The following is an 18,105-nucleotide window of genomic DNA, read 5'->3' on the forward strand; positions in this document are numbered from 1 at the left end:
GCCCGCCCATGCTTGAGCTTGACCGCGTCGCCAAACTCTACGGCGCCAAAGTGATCTTCAAGAATGTGAGCTGCGCCTTCACGGCGGGCAGCGTCTCGCTGCTGGTGGGCGCCAATGGCGCGGGCAAGAGCACCCTGATGCGGATCATGGCCGGGCTTTCCCGACCCAGCGCGGGCAGCGTGCGCCTGGCGGAATCCGGTCGGGGCGCGGACGGCCCGCGCCTGGGCTATCTGGGGCATGCCACCTTTCTTTATCCCGGCCTCACGGCTCTGGAAAATCTGGCCTTTTGGCGCGCGGCTCACGGTCTGCGCCTGTCCCAGGCCGATCTGGCGACCATGCTGGAGCGGGTGGGGCTGGCGGCTCACGCCCACGAGCGCGCGGGCGTTTTTTCGCGCGGCATGGCTCAGCGTCTCAATCTGGCGCGCGTGCTCATGCTGGAGCCGGAACTGCTGTTGCTGGACGAGCCGGGGGCCGGCCTGGACGCGGCCTCTCTGGCGCTTCTGCGCCGCGAGATAACGGCCGCCCGCCAGCGGGGGGCCTGCGTGGCGCTCATCAGCCATGATCTGGCCGGGGATGCGCCCCTGGCCGACCGCCTGCTGCTTCTGGCCGACCGCAGGCTGGCCTATGACGGCCCGCCGGCGGCCTTTGCCGGTTTTGACGCGCCCGCTGACGCTGGCGAGGAGGCCGGCATATGCTGCGCCTGACCCTGGCCGTGGCCCGCAAAGACCTCGCCCTGACCCTGGCCAGGGGCAGCGGTCTGATTCAGGCGCTTTTGCTCGGTCTGCTGCTGCTTTTTGTGTTCAGCCTGTCGCAGGGCATCGGCGAACGCCTGAGCCCGCAGGCCGCGGCGGCGGTGTTCTGGCTGAGTTCGGCCTTCTGCCAGGTGCTGATATTCAATCAGCTCTATGCGCTGGAAGAGGTCAACAACGCCCGCCTGGGCCTGCTGCTTTGCCCCGCGCCCATTCAGGGCGTCTGGCTGGGCAAGGCGCTGGCCGGCCTGCTGCTTTTGCTGCTGGCCCAGGTCATCTTTTTGCCCGCGTCCGTCATTTTTCTGGGGCAGGAGATTGGCGGGCCCCTTCCGCCGGGTCTGGCGGTTCTGCTGCTGGCGGATGTGGGCATGTGCGCCCTGGGTTCGCTGCTGGGGGCTTTGGCGCAGGGCCAGGCGGCGCGCGAGTCATTGCTGAGTATCGTGCTTTTTCCTCTGCTCACGCCCCTGCTGCTTGCCGGCATCGGCGTGGGCGCGCAGACCTTGGGGGCCGCCTCGCCGGACGGGCCGGGCGGCTGGCTGGGCGTGGCCTGCGCCTTTGACGCGGTTTTTGTGGGGACCGGGCTGCTGTTGTTCAGCTTTATTTACACGGGGGACGAATAAATGCCGCAACTTCTGGCCCTGCTGGGCGGGCTGGCCTTTGCCTGCTGTCAGTGGCTGATCTATGTCTACGCCCCGGAAGAGGCCACGCTGGGACTGATCCAGAAGATTTTCTACATTCACCTGCCTCTGGCCTGGTGGGCGCTGATCAGCTTCTTTGCGGTCTTTTTGGGTTCCGTGGCCTATCTGCTGCGCCGCAGCGCCGGCGCGGACAGGCTGTGCGCCGCCGCCGCCGAGGTGGGCGTGCTGTTCAGCGGCCTGGCGCTGATCACCGGCATGCTCTGGGCGCGTAAATCCTGGGGCGTCTGGTGGACCTGGGACCCGCGTCTGAGCACCACCCTGATCATGTGGTTCGTCTATGCGGGCTATCTGGTGCTGCGCGGTCTTGACCTGCCGCCGCAGCGCAAAAGCCTGGTCTGCGCGGTGGTGGGCGTGGCGGCCTTTCTGGATGTGCCGCTGGTCTTTGTTTCAGCCCGCATCTGGCGCTCCATCCATCCGGCGGTATTCGCCGCCGAAGGCGGAGGGCTGGAGCCGGAAATGAGGCTCACGGTCATCGCCTGCGCGCTTTCCTTCGGCCTGTTCTGGGGCGGGCTGGTCTGGCTGCGCAAACGCCAGCTTGACCTGCGCGCCCGACTTGAGGCGCTGGCCGTCCGCGCCGACAAGTCCGCCGCCTAACGCGCTTTTCACGGAGGATATATGGATACCCTTGCCTGGATCATCATCGCCAACGCCGCCGTCTGGATCGGCCTCGGCGCGTACCTGGCCTTTCTGGCCGCGCGGCAGCGCGCCCTGGCCGCCCGCCTGAGCCAATGGGAGACGCTCAATCATGACTGATCTGCCCAAGCTCAACGGCCCGGCGCGCGCCCTGGTTCTGTTGCTGGCCCTGGCGCTGGCCGCCATGCTGGCGATTTCTCTGGCGGAGCGTTTTCGCAATCCGCACCTTACCGTGCAGGTTCGACAGACGCCCCAGGCTCCCGCGGGCATGGGCGACGCCGTGGGCGCGCTCATGCAGGAAGTGGCCCAAAACCCCAAAAACATGGAGGCCATGATCCGCCTGGTTGAGGCCCTGATGAGCGTCCAAAACTGGGAAGCCGCAGAAACCTTTGCCCAGCGCGCCATGACCCTGAACCTGAACAACCCCCAGCCCGTTTATCTGCTGGGCGTCATCAGGCACAATCAGGGCAGACACAAAGAGGCCGCCGAACTTCTGGAAAAGGTGGCCGTCATGCGCGACAGCGCCTCGGTGCGTTACAGCCTGGGCGTGCTCTACATCCATTTTCTCAACGATTCCAGGCGCGGCGTGGAGCATCTGAGCGCGGGGCTGCGCGACCCCGCGGCCAGCGAAGAGCTTAAGAAGGGCATCCGCGAAGAGCTGGAAAAAGCCCCCCCGCCGCATGTGGATGAGGCCGGCGCGACGCCGGAGCCGGGGCCGCGTACGCAAACGGCCAGGCCCGCCACGGGCGGCAAAAAGGCCAAGGACGGCGGCGGAAAGGCCGCGCGCCCCTGACCTCGCCCCTGTTCCGTTGTCAGGCCCGCTCCTTGTTCACAAGTTGCGGGCTTGCCTCTTTTTTTCTCAGGTTGTAGGTTGACCGCAAAAAGCATGGACATTTCCCGACCGGCTGGCGTCCTTCAAGCCTCCGGCGTCGTACTGACCAGCACTGAGGAGCATATGGCCCGCCGCAAAAGCAAGAAAAGCCCCAAGCCCGCGCCTGTGAGCGGCGCGCCAGGCGTCGCCGTTTCCGCGTTGCGGGACTGCCCAGACACGCCCCGGACAAGCGCGCCCTCCGGCATGGTGCGCAAAAGCTCCTGCCTCATGGGCATGCTGCTGGCTCTGGCGCTGGGGCTTTGTCTGGGCAGTTTGCTGCCCGGCCTGCTCACGGATCGCGCCCCGAACGGGCCCCCGGCGTCTCCCGCGCCGCAGGCGGCCCGCCCCGCGCAGGAAAATCCGCAGCCCATCCCTCAGGAATTGCTCCAGAAGATCAGCGAGCTGGAAAAAGCCCTGCAAAACAGTCCCGAAGACGCCGCGCGCTGGGCGGCTCTGGGCAATCTGTATTTTGACGCGGGGCAGGTCCGGCAGGCCGTTGCGGCCTATGAGCGATCCTTGGCGCTCGCGCCGGGCAATCCCGACGTGCTTACGGATCTGGGCATCATGTACCGCGAGAGCGGGGCTTACGAACAGGCCGTGAACAGCTTTCGCAAGGCGACGGACGCCAGCCCCGGCCATGAAAACGCCCTGTTCAACGAAGGCGTGGTGCTCTATTACGATCTGCACCGCAAGGAAGAGGCCACGCGGGCCTGGCAGCGCCTGCTGAAGGTCAACCCCGGCGCCCGCTCGCCCGATGGGCAGCCGGTGTCCGAGATGATCAAGCATCTGCATTAGGGTGAACTGCCTTTGCAAAAGGCGTGAGCTTCCGGCCGGTCGCGAGTTCGGACGTCCGTGCCGGGTGAGCCTGAAAACGCGTTTTTCGGGCGCTTGCCCCGCTCTGCGGGGAAATGCGACGCCGCTTTTGAAAGTGTGGCGTTCAAAAGCAAAATACTCTAGTGTCCAATTGCAAAAATTCTTCGCAGAATTCTGCGCAGAATTTTTGCAATCGGACGCTATATCCGTTGCGCCGCAGGCGAGCAGCGCAGAAAGGCGAAACGCCTCCGCGGCGCCGCGGAAAGCCAGCTCACATGACAGGCGGAAACATTATGGCATACCTTCTTTCCGGCACGGCCCGCCTTCGGGTTCTGCCCGTCGTTTTTCTGTTGTGCGCGCTCTGCCTCGGCTGGAGCGGGGATCCGCAGGCCCGGGCCATGCTGCCCGCGACGCCGGGCGCGCCCAGCGCCCCTCTTTTGCCCTATCTGGACTATCTGCTGGATGAAACCGGCACCCTGGATGTGGAGGAGGCCGCCGCCGCGGACAAAGCCGGAGAATACCGCCCCCTGGCCCTCAAGGCGCTGCCTCGCGCAAGCGGGGTCGTGTGGCTGCGCTTCACGCTGGCCCCCCTGACCGGAGACGCCAGGCCCGCCACCCTGCTGCTGGATATGGGCGAAAGCGTGCCCGGCATGCCCCTGCTTTACGAGCCTGTGGTCAACAGCCTGAGCGGGGCGCCGGAGTGGCGCGAATCCGCCCCGGCCCAGCGTAATGTGCTGCTCCTGCCTGAAGCGGACAAAGAGGCGCAGACGTGCTATATCCGTCTGGACGGTCTGCCCGGCCTGTGGTTTGCGCCCATGATGCGCACGCCGCAAAACGCCGCCGGCAACTGGGGCGGCCTGTCGAGCACGGCGGCCAGCCTGGCCCTGGGCGTGGTCATGCTGCTCTGCCTTTTGCGCGGCCTGTCCGAAAAAGGCCAGTGGCGCGTCTGGACGGCCCTGTATGTGGCCGTTGCGCTGGCCCAGGGCATCATGGGCATGCCCGCTTCCGGCTCCGGCCATATCGGGCTGGGCCAACTGGGGGCCGTGCTGGCGCCGGGCATGGCCCTGATGCTGCTGCCCCATGTGGGCCGCCATTTGATGCGCACGCGAGAGCGCTCGCGCGTGCTGGACATCCAGTTGCTGCTGCTCTCTTTGCCCGGCGCGGCCCTGGCCCTCCTGCCCCTTCTGCCGGACTTCGCCTGGCTGACCCGCTATCTTGACCTCTGGCCTCTGGGCGCCCTGATTTTCGTGCCCACCGCGCTGGGGGCCTGGATCATGGGCCTGGGCGGGGCCAAGCGTTTTCTGCTGGGCTGCCTGCTGCCGCCGCTTTTTGTGGCCTGCGGCATTCTGGGGCTGGACAGCGGCATTGCTGACGCCAATTTGCTGGCTTCGACCCCGCTTTGGGGCACGGCGCTCAGCGCGTTGCTCATCGCCGCCACCAGAGCGCCGCACGACATGGCGGCGGAACAGCCCGACGCGGATACAGCGGTCGAAAAGACGCAAGCCGGGCCTGACGACGCCATCACGCTGGATCAGCCGCTGGATGACCCCAATCTGCGTCTGGCGCCTCCGGCCATGCCCGCATCTGTTCCCCCGTCAGCGCCGGACGGCGCGGAAGATGCGCGGGCAAACGCGCCGTCTCCGCTGCCGGAAAGTCTCGCCCCCAACCCGCTGGAAAACGCCCTGCGTTCGCCCCTGGATCGCCTGATGCGCGAAGGCGCGGCCCTGGGGCATTGCTCTCTGCCTCCGGCGGTGCGCCAGTATGCGGAAAACATGCTGGACGCGGCCCGTGAAATGGCCGATATCATCAGCAACCCCCGGCAATCGGAGAGGCAAGACGGCGCGACGGAAGGCGTCGCGCCCTTCAACCTTCAGCACCTGATGCGCGAAGCCCATGACGCCGTGGCCCCGGCGGCGGAAAGCGCGGGCATCGGCCTGGCCTGGTATATGCCGCCCCATCTGGGCCATATGTACGAGGGCGCGGGCGCAACCCTGAAAGAAACGCTCTGCCTGCTGCTGGAAAGCGCCGTGCGCGCCACCCGGCATGGGGCCGTGCATTTTTCGGCGCGTCGCGTGCCTGAAAGCGCCGACGCCGGCCATCTGCTCTTTACGGTTACTGACAGCGGTTCGGGCATGCCCCCGCAGGATCGTTCCAGCCTGGCGCTGACGCGCGCCTGGGAGCTGGCCGGCGCGCACAAGGGCTTTCTGGGCGTGGAATGCAGCCCGCACGGAGCCGCCATAGCCTTTACCCTGCATCTCAAATGTCTGGAGGCCGATGAAAGCGAGGCCGCGCCCGATGCGCGCGGGCAAGCCCTAGTGCTGGTCGCGGCGGAAAACGCTCTGGATCGCCAGACCCTGACCCGGATGCTGGCGAACCTGCCCTGCCGCAGCGCCGAGGCGCGCAGCCTCGCCGAGGCCCTGCAACTGCACCGGGCTGAAGCCGCTCTGCTGCTGGTGGCGCAGGGCCGGCTGGCCTCGCCTCTGGCGGGCGACATGCTGCGCCAGTTCCGCGCGGCGGCCGATGAGGCGGGTTTGCCTTTGTTCAAAGCCCTGGCCGTCACGGAAGACGACAGCCAGTGGGATCAACTGGCTGACGCCGGCTTTACCCACGCCCTGGTGGAGCCTGTGGACGGTGAAGCCCTCTGCCAGACCGTGCGGGAAATTCTGGAGGCCGCGTCGGCTGAAGGCAGGTTCCATGCTGAAGACGCCCGCGCGTCCGCCGCCGGCGCGCGGCAATCTGACGCGGAGAAAACCTCCCCCGCGCGCGACGTCGTTGCCGCTGACGCCAGCCAGGCGGCCGCAGGGGCCGCCGGTCGGCCGCCTTTGCCGGATCTGTTCGGCAGTGACGACAAGCACGGCGCTTCACCCCTGAAAATCCCCAATCTCACCGCCCTGCCCGATCTGCTGAGTTTTGCGGAATCCCTGCGTGACCCTCTGCCCGGCGCGGGAAGCGGCGGGAAAGAACGCAAAGCTGAAGACGGGCCGTCCAGCGGGCTGCCGGAAAGCGGGACTTCTCTTCCGGCTATGGATCCGCCCCCGGCTGAGGCCGCCCCGGCCCCCGGCCGCGGTCAGGACGCCCCCCCGACCGCCGCGCCCATGCCGGAAGACGGCCCGGCGGACTCCCCTGCCCCGGACGCTCCGGCAGATGAGCAGCCCGATGCCGCAGCGGAGGCCTTGGAATGCGGCGGGGCGGATGCCGCTTCCGACATTGCGGATGTTGCTGCGCGGGAAGAGTTCTCCGCCGTCGCCGGATTGGAAGGCCCGGTCTGGAGCGGGGAAGACCCGGCGGAGACGGCGGACGCCGTTTCGGATCATGCCGCGTCCGCGCGGGGAAAGCGGGCCGAAAAGCCTGAAGAAAACCATGCGGAGGCCGCAAGCGCCGCTGTGGCGGAAACTGTGCGGGACGAGGCAGAAAGCGCGCCGCAAGCCGAGTCGAAAGCGGTCGCCGACACGCCGGCATTTGCCGCTGAAGAGGGCGCTTTTATGGCTGGGGTCGATGAATCCGGCGAATCCCTTCCGCTAGTCGCGTCTGAAGCGATGGAGGCAACAACGGCCGCAGCGGACGAAACGTCCGCGCCAAACCCCGCCCCCGCACAGGCGGCGACGCCGGAAGCGCCGGAAGAATCCACGCCGGCGGAAGCGCCCCGCAAGACGGCCTTTCAGCCCGTTGGCTTTGCCGCGCGGCCAGGCGCGACCATTGTTCCCGTTCGCGCCAAAAACGCGCCCGCGCCCGAAGCCAGGGCAAACGCGACAGCCGGCGCGGCCGTCTACACCAGCCCCAGCCTGAACGCCCCCGGCGAGTGGGTGGGGGAACCCATGCCCATTGGCAGTCCCCTGGCCGGCCGCCGGCAGGAGCGGGACAGGGAAGCCGCCCCCCGGATGGAAAGCCCGTTCCGGCGGAACGGCTCTCACGATGCGCCAAAAAGCGTCTATACCAGCCCTGGCCTGCGCGCCCCCGGCGAGTGGGTGGGCGAGCCCATGCCCATTCCCCCCAAACCGGCCCCCGCGCCCTCCTCTCCCGTGACGAGGGAGGCGCAGACAACGCCGCTCTCCCGGCCTGAGCCGCCGGACACTCCCGCGGCCGCGCCATCCGCAAACGATGACGCCGCGCTGGAGGAACGCGCTTCGGGTAATTCCATCATGGACTTTATCGCCGGCGCTGAACCCGTAAAAAAAGACGCGCCTTCCCTGGCGACCCTTGTGGCGGAAGTTTCCGGCCCGGCGCGGCCCGCGACGCCCGTTCCCGCGCCGCCTCCGGCGGAGCCGGCAAACGCCGCCCCGGCGGCTTTCGCATCCGCGCCGGATTCCGCAAGCGCGCCGCGTGTTTCGCAAGCCGCCCCGGATGAAACCATCCTGCGGCTGGTGGAGCGCCTGGACGCGGCCATGGAGGACGCCCAGCGGGCCTTCCAGAGCCGTCACGGCTCTCTGGTGGGCGAGGCCGCCGGGCGCATCGCCGCTGAATCGGACGCCTTCGGCTTTCGTGTGCTGGCCCGCATGGCCCGTTGCGTGGAACAGGCCGCCAAGGCCAACGACATGAACGCGCTCAAAGATCTGCTGCCCGAACTGGCCGTGGCGGTGGAACGCAACCGCATTGCGTTGACCCCGCGCAGGTGAGGGGGCGCCTGAAGCGTTTTGCCATGAAACGCTCCCCGCTTCAGTTCTTACGTCGCCAGCAAGCGAAAAAACGCGCTTTCCCGCTTGCTGGCGACGCGCTCGCCCGCCCTCGCCCTTGCCTGAGCGAACGCCTTTTTCAATGGCGGGCTCTAACTGTGTCTCTGAATCTGGAGCGGCCTGAAACCCGCCGTGAGGCGGAAGGTAAATCCCATGTCGCACACTATCCGCCGCCGCAAGGTTGTGGCTGTTGTTCAGGCCCGGCTGGGTTCCAGCCGCCTGCCCCTGAAATCCCTGCTCTGCCTGCGCGACCTGCCGGTCATCGACTGGGTGACGCGGCGTCTGGCGCAAGCCCGCCGCCTGGATGGAATCATGGCGGCCGTGCCGGACACGGAGCTGGATCAGGCCCTTCTGGACCATCTGCGCCGGCGGGGCGTGCCCTGCATGGCCGGGCCGGAAGACGACGTGCTGGCCCGCTTCTGTCTGGCGGCCCGGCAGGCGGAGGCCGACCTTGTGGTGCGTGTCTGCGCGGACAATCCCCTGATCTGGGGCGAGGCCGTGGATCGGCTGGTGGCGTTCTATGAAACGGCGGGCTGCGATTACGCCTACAATCATATTCCGCGCCATAACCGCTGGCCCGACGGCCTGGGGGCCGAAATTCTGTCGCGCGACCTGCTGGAAAGACTGGACGCCGAGGCCGGGCAGACCTCGCAACGGGAACACTGCCTGAATTACATCTGGGATAATGCCGACAGTTTTCGCATTGCCACCTTTGATCCGAAAGAGAACTGGCTCTGCCGCCCGGATATCAAGCTGGATATGGACCGGCCCGAAGACTTCCGGCGGCTGGCCCTGCTGCCCCTCACGCCGGACATGGACGCGCGGGCCATTGTGGAGGCGTGCGGGAAACCTCAGCCCCAGAGCGCCCGGCACTGACACCGCAAGATGCGGCCGCCCGGGAACAAGCGCCGCTCCCGCTTTACATCCGCAGTGATCCGGGCTAGCTTGAAACCCATGAACCTTCTGCGCAAAGCTCTGCAACGGTGTCGAACCCCAAGCAATACCATCAGTTGTCTCTGCCTGGAAACCATGCGCCTCTGGGGCGTCTGTTTCGGCACCCTGCGCCTGCGCTGCAAGGCCGCTCTGCTGGGCGTTTCCCTGGGGCCTGGCGTGCGCGCCCACGGCCCCGTGGGCCTTTTGCGCTGGCCGGGCGGCAGCATCAGCATCGGCGCGCGAGTCATCATGACTTCCTCCTGGCGGCGGGCCTCGGCCGCCAGCCTGAGAGCGCCCGTGCGGCTGCGCGTCTTCGGGCCGGGCGCGTCCATTGAGATCGGCGAAGAGACAGACCTGAACGGCACCTCCATCACCGCGCGTTCACAGCGCATCCGCATCGGTCGCAGCGTCATGCTGGCGCCCAACTGCGTCATAGTGGATTCCGACTTTCATGCCCTGTGGCCGCCCGAAGCGCGCAAGACCAATCCCGACTATAAGCGGGATGCGCCGGTCACAATCGGGGATTACGCCTGGATCGGCATGAACTGCCTGATTCTCAAGGGCGTGAGCATTGGCGAGGGGGCCATGATCGGCGCGGGCAGCGTGGTCACGCGCGATGTGCCGCCCTTTTGCCTGGCCGCGGGCGCGCCCGCGCGCGTGCTGCGCCGCCTGGGGCCGGAAGACGAAAAAAAGCGCGCGCCAGGCCCCCAGCCGGCCGGGAGCCTGACATAGACCTTACGGCGGCCCGGCCTTCGGGAGTGGGCGAATACATCGCCGCGCTGCTGGCCTCCGCGAAACTGGGCCATCAGGTCACGCATCATCGGCTGCTGCCCGGCGCGGAACCCGTTTTCGCGCCCAACCGCCTGCCCTGGCCGCGTGCCGTGGAACGGCTGCTGGAGGAGCGCGGCATCCGCTTATACAGCCATCAGGCTCTGGCCACGGATCACATCCGCGCCGGGCATGCCGTGGTGGTGGCCACCCCCACAGCCAGCGGCAAAAGCCTGATCTACAATCTGCCCGTGCTGGAACGCCGCCTGCACGACCCTGAGGCGCGGGCTTTGTATCTTTTTCCGCTCAAGGCCCTGGCCCAGGATCAGCTGGCGGCCTTCGCGGCCCTGACCGCCGCCTGGCCCCAGGCGGCCCGGCCCGCCGCCGCGCTGTACGACGGCGACGCCAGCGACCACTTCCGGCGCAAGATTCGGCGCGACCCGCCTACGGTGCTGGTCAGCAATCCAGAAATGCTGCACCTGGGCATTTTGCCCCACCACGAACAGTGGGCCGCCTTTCTGGCGGGCCTGAGCTTTGTGGTGGTGGACGAGGCCCACACCTATCGGGGCGTGTTCGGGGCGCACATGGCTCAGGTTTTCCGGCGGCTGAACCGGCTGGCCGGGCGCTACGGCGCCCGGCCCACCTATGTGCTCTGCACGGCCACGGTGGGCAACCCCGGCGAGCTGGCGACCGGGCTCATCGGCATGGACGACGCTACAGGCCACGGCCAGGCCGCGCCGGTGGTCATTGATCAGTCCGGCGCGCCGCGCGGGCCGCGGCATTTCGTTTTTCTCAACCCTGAGCAAAGCCCGGCCACGGCGGCCATTGATCTGCTCAAGGCGGCGCTGGCCCGCAATCTGCGCTCCATCGTTTACTGTCGTTCTCGCCGGATGACAGAGCTGATCAGTCTTTGGGCGGGCAGCCGATCCGGCCCGTACAAGGAGCGTATTTCCGCCTACCGCGCAGGTTTTTTGCCTGAAGAGCGCCGGGCCATTGAAGCCCGCATGGCATCGGGCGAACTTTTGGCCGTGGTCAGCACCAGCGCTCTGGAACTGGGCATCGACATCGGCGGCCTGGATATCTGCATTCTGGTGGGCTATCCCGGCACGGTCATGGCGACCCTCCAGCGCGGCGGGCGGGTAGGCCGGGCGCGGCAGGAGTCGGCGGTCATTGTGGTGGCCGGGGAAGACGCCCTGGATCAGTATTTTGCCCGCAATCCCGATGACTTTTTCAGCCGACCGCCGGAAAAGGCGGTGGTCAATCCAGACAACGAAGTCATCCTGGCCCGCCATCTGGAATGCGCGGCCGCCGAACTGCCCCTGGCCGCTGACGACCCCTGGCTGCGCTCGGCGGGCGCGCGCCGGGCCGTGCGCGAGCTGTGCGCCAAAGGTCTGCTGCTGCAATCCGCCGACGGCGCGCAATGGCTGGCCGCGCGCAAACGGCCCCAGCGCCTGGTGGACCTGCGCGGCACGGGCCAGAGCTACAGCATTGAAAATCAGGACGGCGCGATAATCGGCTCGGTGGACGGTTTCAGGGCCTGGCGCGAGACGCATCCCGGCGCGGTCTACCTGCACCGTGGCCGCACCTATGTCATTGAAGAGGTGGAGCCTGGCCGGGCAAAAATTCTGGCCAGAGAGGCCAGGGTTTCCTGGTTCACGCGCACCCGCGGCCAGAAAAGCACGGATATTCTGGAAGAGACGGAACGCCGCCCCCTGGGCCGGGCTCTGGTCTGCCGGGGCAGACTGCGCATCACCGAGCGGATTACCGGCTACGAAAAACGATCCGCCTCCGGCAACCGCCTGCTGGGCATTGTTCCACTGGACGCGCCGCCCCAGGTTTTTGAAACCGAGGGCCTCTGGTATGTGATTCCAGACGGCATCCGCCTCAGCCTGGAAGAGCGCTTCCTGCATTTCATGGGCTCCATCCATGCGCTGGAACATGCCGTCATCGGTCTGCTGCCCCTTCAGGTCATGGCCGACCGCAATGACTTCGGCGGCATTTCCATCCCCCTGCATCCCCAGGTGGGCCTGCCCTGCGTTTTTGTCTACGACGGCCTGCCCGGCGGCGCGGGCCTCACCCGTCAGGCCTTTGCCGGCGCGCGCGACCTGCTGGAAGCCACCCGCCGCGCCGTGAGAGCCTGCGCCTGTGAAGAGGGCTGCCCCTCCTGCGTGCACTCGCCCAAATGCGGCTCAGGCAACCGGCCCATCAGCAAACAGGGCGCGCTGGCCTTGCTGGATGCGCTGCTCGCGCCGGGCAATGAAGGTGAAACGCTTTTCCGCAAGCTGCGCGTCAGCCCGCCCCCGGAACGGCGGGAACTTCAGGAAACGCGTCGGGCAAATCAGGGGAGCATGCCTGCGGCCACACGTCCGCCGCGGCCGGAACATGAGGAACGCATGGACAAGACTTCCGTCGCGCAGGGGCTCACGGCGCATGCTCCGACGCCGCCCCGGCATTATGTGGTTTTTGACGTGGAAACGCGGCGTTCCGCCGCCGAGGTGGGCGGCTGGCACAAGGCCGGGCAAATGGGCGTAAGCGTGGCCGTGCTTTACGACAGCCTGGCCGACGAGTATTTTTCCTACAGCCAGGACGCGTTGCCCGGCCTGTTCGACCGCCTGCGCGCCGCCGATCTGGTGGTGGGCTTCAACAGTCTGCGCTTTGACTACGCGGTGCTCGCGCCCTTTGCCCCCTGCGCGCTGCGCGACCTGCCCAGTCTGGACCTCTTGCAGCGCGTGCAGGAACGTCTCAATTACCGGGTTTCGCTTGACAATCTGGGTCAGGCCAGCCTGGGGGAACCCAAAAGCGCCGATGGCCTGCAGGCCCTGCGATGGTGGAAGGAAGGCCGCTGTGAAGAAATCGCGGCCTATTGCCGTAAGGATGTGGAGCTGACCCGCCGCCTCTACCTCTTCGGGCTGCGTGAAGGCTATCTGCTGTTCAGCAACAAGGCCGGACAACGCGCGCGCGTGCCTGTGGATTTTCGGAAACGGCCATGAACGAATGTCTGCGGGCGCGACCGGGCGCGCTCTGGCTAACGGCTGCCCGCCTCGACCCCCACGATGGTCTGGCCCCTGGCCCGCACCTGCGCGTTCTGGCCGCAGGCGGCCAGCAGCATTGCCAGGCAAAGCAGCGGAATCAGACGGCGAGTCCAGTTACGCATGCGGTTTCTCCTGCGAAATACGGGCGCCGGCGGGCACGTCGTCGGTAATCCAGACATTGCCGCCGATGACCGCGCCGGAACCGATGGTCACCCGTCCCAGAATGGTGGCCCCGGCATATACCGTAACATTGTCCTCCAGCACCGGATGCCGGGGAATGCCCTTGGTCAGGGTGCCGTCGGCATTTTTGGGAAAAGACAGCGCCCCCAGCGTCACGCCCTGGTACAGGCGGCAACCGCGCCCCAGAACGCTGGTTTCGCCGATGACCACGCCTGTGCCGTGATCGATGAAGAAATCTTCGCCGATGGTCGCGCCGGGGTGAATGTCAATGCCCGTGCGCGAGTGGGCCATTTCGGAGATGATGCGGGGAATCACCGGCACTTTGAGCCTGTAGAGCACATGCGCGATGCGGTGGTGCAGCATGGCGCGCATGGAAGGATAGCAGAAAATTGTCTCGCCGGGGCTGGTGGCCGCCGGGTCGCCCTCATAGGCGGCCTGGGCGTCGCCCGCCAGCAGGCGGCGGATTTCGGGCAGGCTCTCCATGAAGCCCAGAGCCTCGGCAGCGCCCCTGTTTTTGCAGGCCGCGCAGGGCTCGGACGCCTGCCCGCCCTCGCAGGAAAAGCAGAAGCCGCGCATGATCTGCTCGCTCAGCAGGTGATAAATGGAATCCAGATTGGCCGAAAGATGATAGCGCATGGATTCGCGCCGTACCCTGGCGGGGCCGAAATAGCCCGGAAAGATGGCCGCGCGCAGACGTTCCATGATTTCCCGCAGCGCGTCCAGCGAAGGCATGGCCGCGCCCTGGGCCGGACGGTGCCAGACAATATCCAGAGAGGATGGATGGCAAAGACGTTCCACCACCGCATCCAGTTCCGGCATGGTCACGGCCTTGTCGTCATAATTTTTGCTCATGGGCGATATCCTGTTGTTTTTCCTCTTGTACACGGCCTGCGGCCCGCCCGCAACGGCTTTGCCGCCACCGGCGGAGTTCGCGCCGGAGCAGGCCGGGGGGCGGGCCCGCCGGCCGCATTTGCCCGTCCGGCGCGAGACGTGTATGCTGAGGATTGAGGAATTTATCCGCAACGCGACAAAAAGGTTGAAACCGCTTATGAAGCAGGTTGTCATTCACACCGACGGCTCCTGCCTGGGCAATCCCGGCCCCGGCGGCTGGGCCGCCGTGCTGCGTCTGGAAGGCACGGAACACCGCAGGGAACTGTCGGGCGGCTTCCGCCTGACCACCAACAACCGCATGGAGATCACCGGCGTGCTGGAAGCCCTGGCCGCCCTCAAAGAACCCTGCGCGGTGGAACTGTATACGGATTCGCAATACGTCCGCAATGCGGTTGAAAGGGGTTGGCTCAAATCCTGGCAGAAAAAAAACTGGGTCAAGGCTGACAAAAAGCCGGTCAAAAACGTGGATCTCTGGCAAAGGCTGCTGCCCGAGCTGAACCGTCACGCGGTGCGTCTGCACTGGTTGCGCGGGCACACGGGCCACGCCGAAAACGAGCGCTGTGACGCGCTGGCGCGCGCCTTTGCCGGGCAGAGGGGCCTGCCGCCGGACCCCGGCTTTCGGCCTGAAAACGTCTGACGCCGCCGCGCCATGCTGCCGAACCCCGACGCCCCTCTTTCCCTGGCAGCCCTCTGGCATGCCCTGTTCTGGCCCATGCTGCGCCTGCTGCTGGGGCTGGCCGCGGGCCTGCTTGTCGCCAACCTGCTGGAGGCCCTGCGCTGGACGCGCCATCTGGCCCGCCTGGCCGCGCCCCTGGCCCGCGCGGCCCATCTGCGCGACGTGGCCGGGGCCTCTTTTTCCCTGGCTTTTGTTTCGCCGGCGGCGGCCAACGGCCTTTTATCCGACAGCCATGCGGCGGGCGAGATATCGAGCCGCGAACTGATGCTGGCCAATCTTTTCAACAGCCTGCCCGCCTATCTGGTGCACGCGCCCACCATTTTTCTGCTGACCTGGCCGGTGCTGGGCGCGCCCGCCGCGCTGTATGTGGGCCTCACCCTGCTGGCCGCCGCCGGGCGCACCGGCTTTACCGTGCTGCTGGCGCGCCGCCTGCTACCGCCGCCCGCGCCGGGCCGCCTGGTCTGCAAGACAGGCGATACGGCGCGAACGGACTGGGGCGCCGCCCTGCGCAAAGCCTGGGGGCGTTTTCTCCGCCGTCTGCCCAAACTCGTGTATTTCACGGCGCCGGTCTATGTGCTGATGTACCTTTTGCAGCGCTACGGCTTTTTCAGCCTGGCCGAGGCATGGCTGGCCGCGCATATGGGCTGGCTTTCCTTTCTCAAGCCCCAGGCCATGGGCATCATCGCGCTGCATCTGGCCGCCGAACTGGGCGCGGCGCTGGGCGCGGCGGGCAGCGTGCTGCAGGCCGGCGGGCTTGCGCCGCGCGATGTGGTTCTGGCCCTGATGGTGGGCAACATATTGTCCACCCCCATGCGGGCCATCCGGCATCAGTTGCCGTCCTATACGGGTTTTTTCCGGCCGGCTCTGGCCCTGCGCCTGGTTCTGGCCAACCAGGGATTGCGCGCCGCCAGCATGGCGCTGGCGACGCTGCTGTACTATTATCTGTCATGAAAGGGAGCGCGCGTTCAGGCTCAAAACCGCAACGGAACGGCCTGTCGCCCCTCCACGGCACGGCGCGAAGCATGCTCATTCCTTGTGGGCGCAACGGAGAAAACAGTATGCCGATATCTGAAACGGAAACACGGATGCGAATCGTCAGACCGGAACATGCGGGGGCGCGCGTGACGGTGCGCGTGCAGCCTGAAGAGAGCCTCCTTTCCCTGCCCCGGCCCAAAACCGCCCGGCAATTGCTGGAGGCTCTGGGTCTGGCCGAGGAAAGCGCCCTGGTGGCCCGACAGGGCCAATTGCTCACGCCTGACCGCCGCATCTGGCCGGGCGATGAACTGCTCGTGCGCAAGGTGGCCTCGTCGGGCTAAGGCGCATTGCATTCGCTTCCGGCGGTCGCGAGAGCTGGCCGCCGCGCGTCGGCCCCGCCCCGGCCTTCGGAATCCGCTTTCGACCCCCAGAACATAAGGAGGCGCGCCATGCCCCGTTTTGCCGCCAATCTCACCATGATGTTCACGGAACTGCCCTTTCTTGACCGCTTCAGCGCGGCGGCGGATCAGGGTTTTCAATGGGTGGAATATCTTTTCCCCTACGAATTTGCGCCTGAGCATCTGGCCCGCGCGCTGGAGCGCAACCGGCTCAGGCAGGCCCTGTTCAATCTGCCGCCCGGCGACTGGGCGGCGGGGGAACGCGGCATGGCCTGCCTGCCCGACCGGGAAAAAGACATGGATGCCGCACTGGAGCGGGCATTGACGTATGCGGCGGCCCTGCATTGCCCGCGCGTGCACCTCATGGCGGGCAACCGCCCCCCTGGCGTCGACGCCGCGCGCCTGGAACAGACCTATCTGGGCAATGTCCGGCGGGCCGCCCAGCGTCTGGCCGACGCGGGGCTGGAGCTTTGCCTCGAACCCATCAACCACTACAGCATGCCGGAGTATTTTCTGCGCACCCAGGAGCAGGCCGCCGCGTATATTGAGAGGCTGAACCTGCCCAATCTGCGCCTGCAATTCGACTTTTTCCATTGCCAGATGGAGCAGGGCAACGTATCGGGCCGCTTGCGGCGCTTTTTTCCGCTTATCGGGCACTGCCAGCTGGCGGGCGCGCCGAACCGGCACGAGCCGGATCAGGGCGAGCTCAATTATCCGCATCTGCTGGCGCTGCTGGATGAACTCGGCTACCAGGGCGTGGTGGGCTGCGAGTACAATCCGGCGGGCAGAACCGAGGACGGGCTGGGCTGGATACGCCCCTGGGGCGTGCTTCCCGGTCGTTGCCGGGCGAGCTGAACAGACGTTTTCCCATATGTGAAGGAGGATGCTATGCCGCAACGGACATACGCGGTCGTGGGCCTGGGGGCCATCGGCCTGGGCATGGCGCAGTCTCTGCTGCGCGCGAACCTGAAAACCATTGGCTGCAATCGCGGCCCCAAACCCCTGGCGGCCTTCGCCGCCGGCGGCGGGCAAACCACCCATGCCCCGGCGGAAGCCGCCGCCCGTGCGGATGTGCTTTTTCTGGCCGTGGTCAACGCCGCCCAGGCGGAGGATGTGCTCTTCGGCCAGGGCGGGGCGGCCAGGGCCATGCGGGCGGGGGGTCTGGTGATCAACTGCGTCACGGTCAAGCCCGCCTTTGCCGTGGACATGGAGCGGCGTCTGGCCGGACTGGGCCTGCTGTATCTGGATGCGCCGGTTTCCGGCGGCCCGGCCCAGTCCGCCGCCGGAAAGCTGAGCATCATGGCCTCTGGTTCGCCAGACGCCTTCGCCAAAGCCGAAACCGGCCTGAAGGCCGTGGCGGCCGTGGTTCACCGCCTGGGCGACGAAGCGGGCAAGGGTTCCGCCATGAAGGTGGTCAACCAGCTGCTGGCGGGCACACATATCGCCGCAGCCGCCGAGGCCATGGCTCTGGGCCTGCGCATGGGCCTGGACGCCGGGGATGTCTACAAGGTCATCACCAGCGCGGCGGCCAATTCCTGGATGTTTGAAACCCGCATGAAACATGTGCTCAGCGGCGACTACACGCCCCTGAGCGCGGTGGATATCTTTGTCAAGGATATGGGCATCGTCAGCGAAACCACACGCGAGCAGGCCATGCCCGCGCCATTGGCCGCCGCCGCGCTACAGCAGTTTGTGGCCGCGCAGGCGCGGGGTCTGGGGCGCGAGGCCGATGCGGCGGTGATCAAGACCTTCCCCGGCATAGAGTTGCCGTCCAAAAACGGCTAAAGGCATTGGCTCCGGCGGGCACGGCTTTTGAAA

At 66.9% G+C, this 18,105-nt stretch carries 17 protein-coding genes; 15 read left to right on the plus strand and 2 right to left on the minus strand.

What is annotated here, in order from left to right:
- Window positions 1-8: 8 nt before the first annotated feature.
- The 10 genes from ccmA to ACQRA4_RS01270 all read left to right on the plus strand — a co-directional run bounded on the left by ccmA (window position 9) and on the right by ACQRA4_RS01270 (window position 13,125).
- The gene (gene ccmA / locus ACQRA4_RS01225) at window positions 9-704 is read left to right on the plus strand and encodes a heme ABC exporter ATP-binding protein CcmA (protein WP_427821250.1); all 696 of its coding nucleotides are present in this window, start codon (window positions 9-11) and stop codon (window positions 702-704) included.
- Window positions 692-1,369 carry a heme exporter protein CcmB gene (locus tag ACQRA4_RS01230; RefSeq protein WP_427821251.1) on the plus strand — a complete coding sequence of 226 codons (678 nt, stop codon included), beginning with the start codon at window positions 692-694 and terminating at the stop codon, window positions 1,367-1,369. The genes ccmA and ACQRA4_RS01230 overlap by 13 nt, the downstream gene beginning before the upstream one ends.
- Window positions 1,370-2,041 (plus strand): cytochrome c biogenesis protein, encoded by a 672-nt coding sequence (locus tag ACQRA4_RS01235; RefSeq protein ID WP_427821252.1) that lies wholly within the window; start codon window positions 1,370-1,372, stop codon window positions 2,039-2,041.
- A 21-nt stretch (window positions 2,042-2,062) separates the two neighbouring features.
- Window positions 2,063-2,200, plus strand: coding sequence for a CcmD family protein (locus tag ACQRA4_RS01240; protein WP_427821253.1), 138 nt, complete (start codon window positions 2,063-2,065; stop codon window positions 2,198-2,200).
- Window positions 2,193-2,873: a tetratricopeptide repeat protein gene (locus ACQRA4_RS01245; RefSeq protein ID WP_427821254.1), complete on the plus strand. Its 681-nt coding sequence runs from the start codon at window positions 2,193-2,195 to the stop codon at window positions 2,871-2,873. The genes ACQRA4_RS01240 and ACQRA4_RS01245 overlap by 8 nt, the downstream gene beginning before the upstream one ends.
- A 162-nt stretch (window positions 2,874-3,035) precedes the next feature.
- Window positions 3,036-3,746 (plus strand): tetratricopeptide repeat protein, encoded by a 711-nt coding sequence (locus ACQRA4_RS01250; RefSeq protein ID WP_427821255.1) that lies wholly within the window; start codon window positions 3,036-3,038, stop codon window positions 3,744-3,746.
- Window positions 3,747-4,057: 311 nt separating this feature from the next.
- Window positions 4,058-8,377, plus strand: a complete 4,320-nt coding sequence (locus tag ACQRA4_RS01255) for a response regulator (protein WP_427821256.1) — start codon at window positions 4,058-4,060, stop codon at window positions 8,375-8,377.
- Window positions 8,378-8,587: 210 nt separating this feature from the next.
- Entirely contained in the window at window positions 8,588-9,310 is a 723-nt protein-coding gene (locus ACQRA4_RS01260) for a cytidylyltransferase domain-containing protein (protein WP_427821257.1), read from the plus strand.
- A 78-nt stretch (window positions 9,311-9,388) separates the two neighbouring features.
- Window positions 9,389-10,099, plus strand: a complete 711-nt coding sequence (locus ACQRA4_RS01265; RefSeq protein WP_427821258.1) for an acyltransferase — start codon at window positions 9,389-9,391, stop codon at window positions 10,097-10,099.
- Window positions 10,100-10,125: 26 nt separating this feature from the next.
- Window positions 10,126-13,125 (plus strand): DEAD/DEAH box helicase, encoded by a 3,000-nt coding sequence (locus tag ACQRA4_RS01270; protein WP_427821259.1) that lies wholly within the window; start codon window positions 10,126-10,128, stop codon window positions 13,123-13,125.
- Between the two features lie 35 nt (window positions 13,126-13,160).
- Here ACQRA4_RS01270 and ACQRA4_RS01275 read toward each other — a convergent pair whose 3' ends face one another.
- Together ACQRA4_RS01275 and epsC are read right to left on the minus strand one after the other, a co-directional pair.
- Window positions 13,161-13,289: a hypothetical protein gene (locus ACQRA4_RS01275; RefSeq protein ID WP_427821260.1), complete on the minus strand. Its 129-nt coding sequence runs from the start codon at window positions 13,287-13,289 to the stop codon at window positions 13,161-13,163.
- A complete protein-coding gene (gene epsC, locus ACQRA4_RS01280; RefSeq protein ID WP_427821261.1) occupies window positions 13,282-14,199 on the minus strand; it encodes a serine O-acetyltransferase EpsC in 918 nt (305 codons plus the stop codon). Before epsC ends, ACQRA4_RS01275 begins: the two co-directional genes overlap by 8 nt.
- Window positions 14,200-14,395: 196 nt before the next feature.
- Here epsC and rnhA point away from each other — a divergent pair, with 196 nt between their 5' ends.
- The 5 genes from rnhA (at window position 14,396) to ltnD (ending at window position 18,072) form a co-directional block, all read left to right on the plus strand.
- A complete protein-coding gene (gene rnhA / locus ACQRA4_RS01285) occupies window positions 14,396-14,875 on the plus strand; it encodes a ribonuclease HI (protein WP_427821262.1) in 480 nt (159 codons plus the stop codon).
- A gap of 12 nt (window positions 14,876-14,887) precedes the next feature.
- Complete coding sequence (locus ACQRA4_RS01290; RefSeq protein ID WP_427821263.1) at window positions 14,888-15,865, plus strand: hypothetical protein; 978 nt, start codon at window positions 14,888-14,890, stop codon at window positions 15,863-15,865.
- Window positions 15,866-15,972: 107 nt separating this feature from the next.
- The gene (locus ACQRA4_RS01295; protein ID WP_427821264.1) at window positions 15,973-16,230 is read left to right on the plus strand and encodes a hypothetical protein; all 258 of its coding nucleotides are present in this window, start codon (window positions 15,973-15,975) and stop codon (window positions 16,228-16,230) included.
- A gap of 108 nt (window positions 16,231-16,338) precedes the next feature.
- On the plus strand, window positions 16,339-17,142 hold the full coding sequence (gene otnI, locus ACQRA4_RS01300) for a 2-oxo-tetronate isomerase (protein WP_427821265.1): 804 nt from the start codon (window positions 16,339-16,341) through the stop codon (window positions 17,140-17,142).
- Window positions 17,143-17,175: 33 nt separating this feature from the next.
- A complete protein-coding gene (gene ltnD, locus ACQRA4_RS01305) occupies window positions 17,176-18,072 on the plus strand; it encodes an L-threonate dehydrogenase (RefSeq protein WP_427821266.1) in 897 nt (298 codons plus the stop codon).
- Window positions 18,073-18,105: the final 33 nt, after the last annotated feature.

Origin of the sequence: Desulfovibrio sp. SGI.169, assembly GCF_050313595.1 — a bacterium.
In the GTDB taxonomy this organism is placed as follows: domain Bacteria; phylum Desulfobacterota; class Desulfovibrionia; order Desulfovibrionales; family Desulfovibrionaceae; genus Desulfovibrio.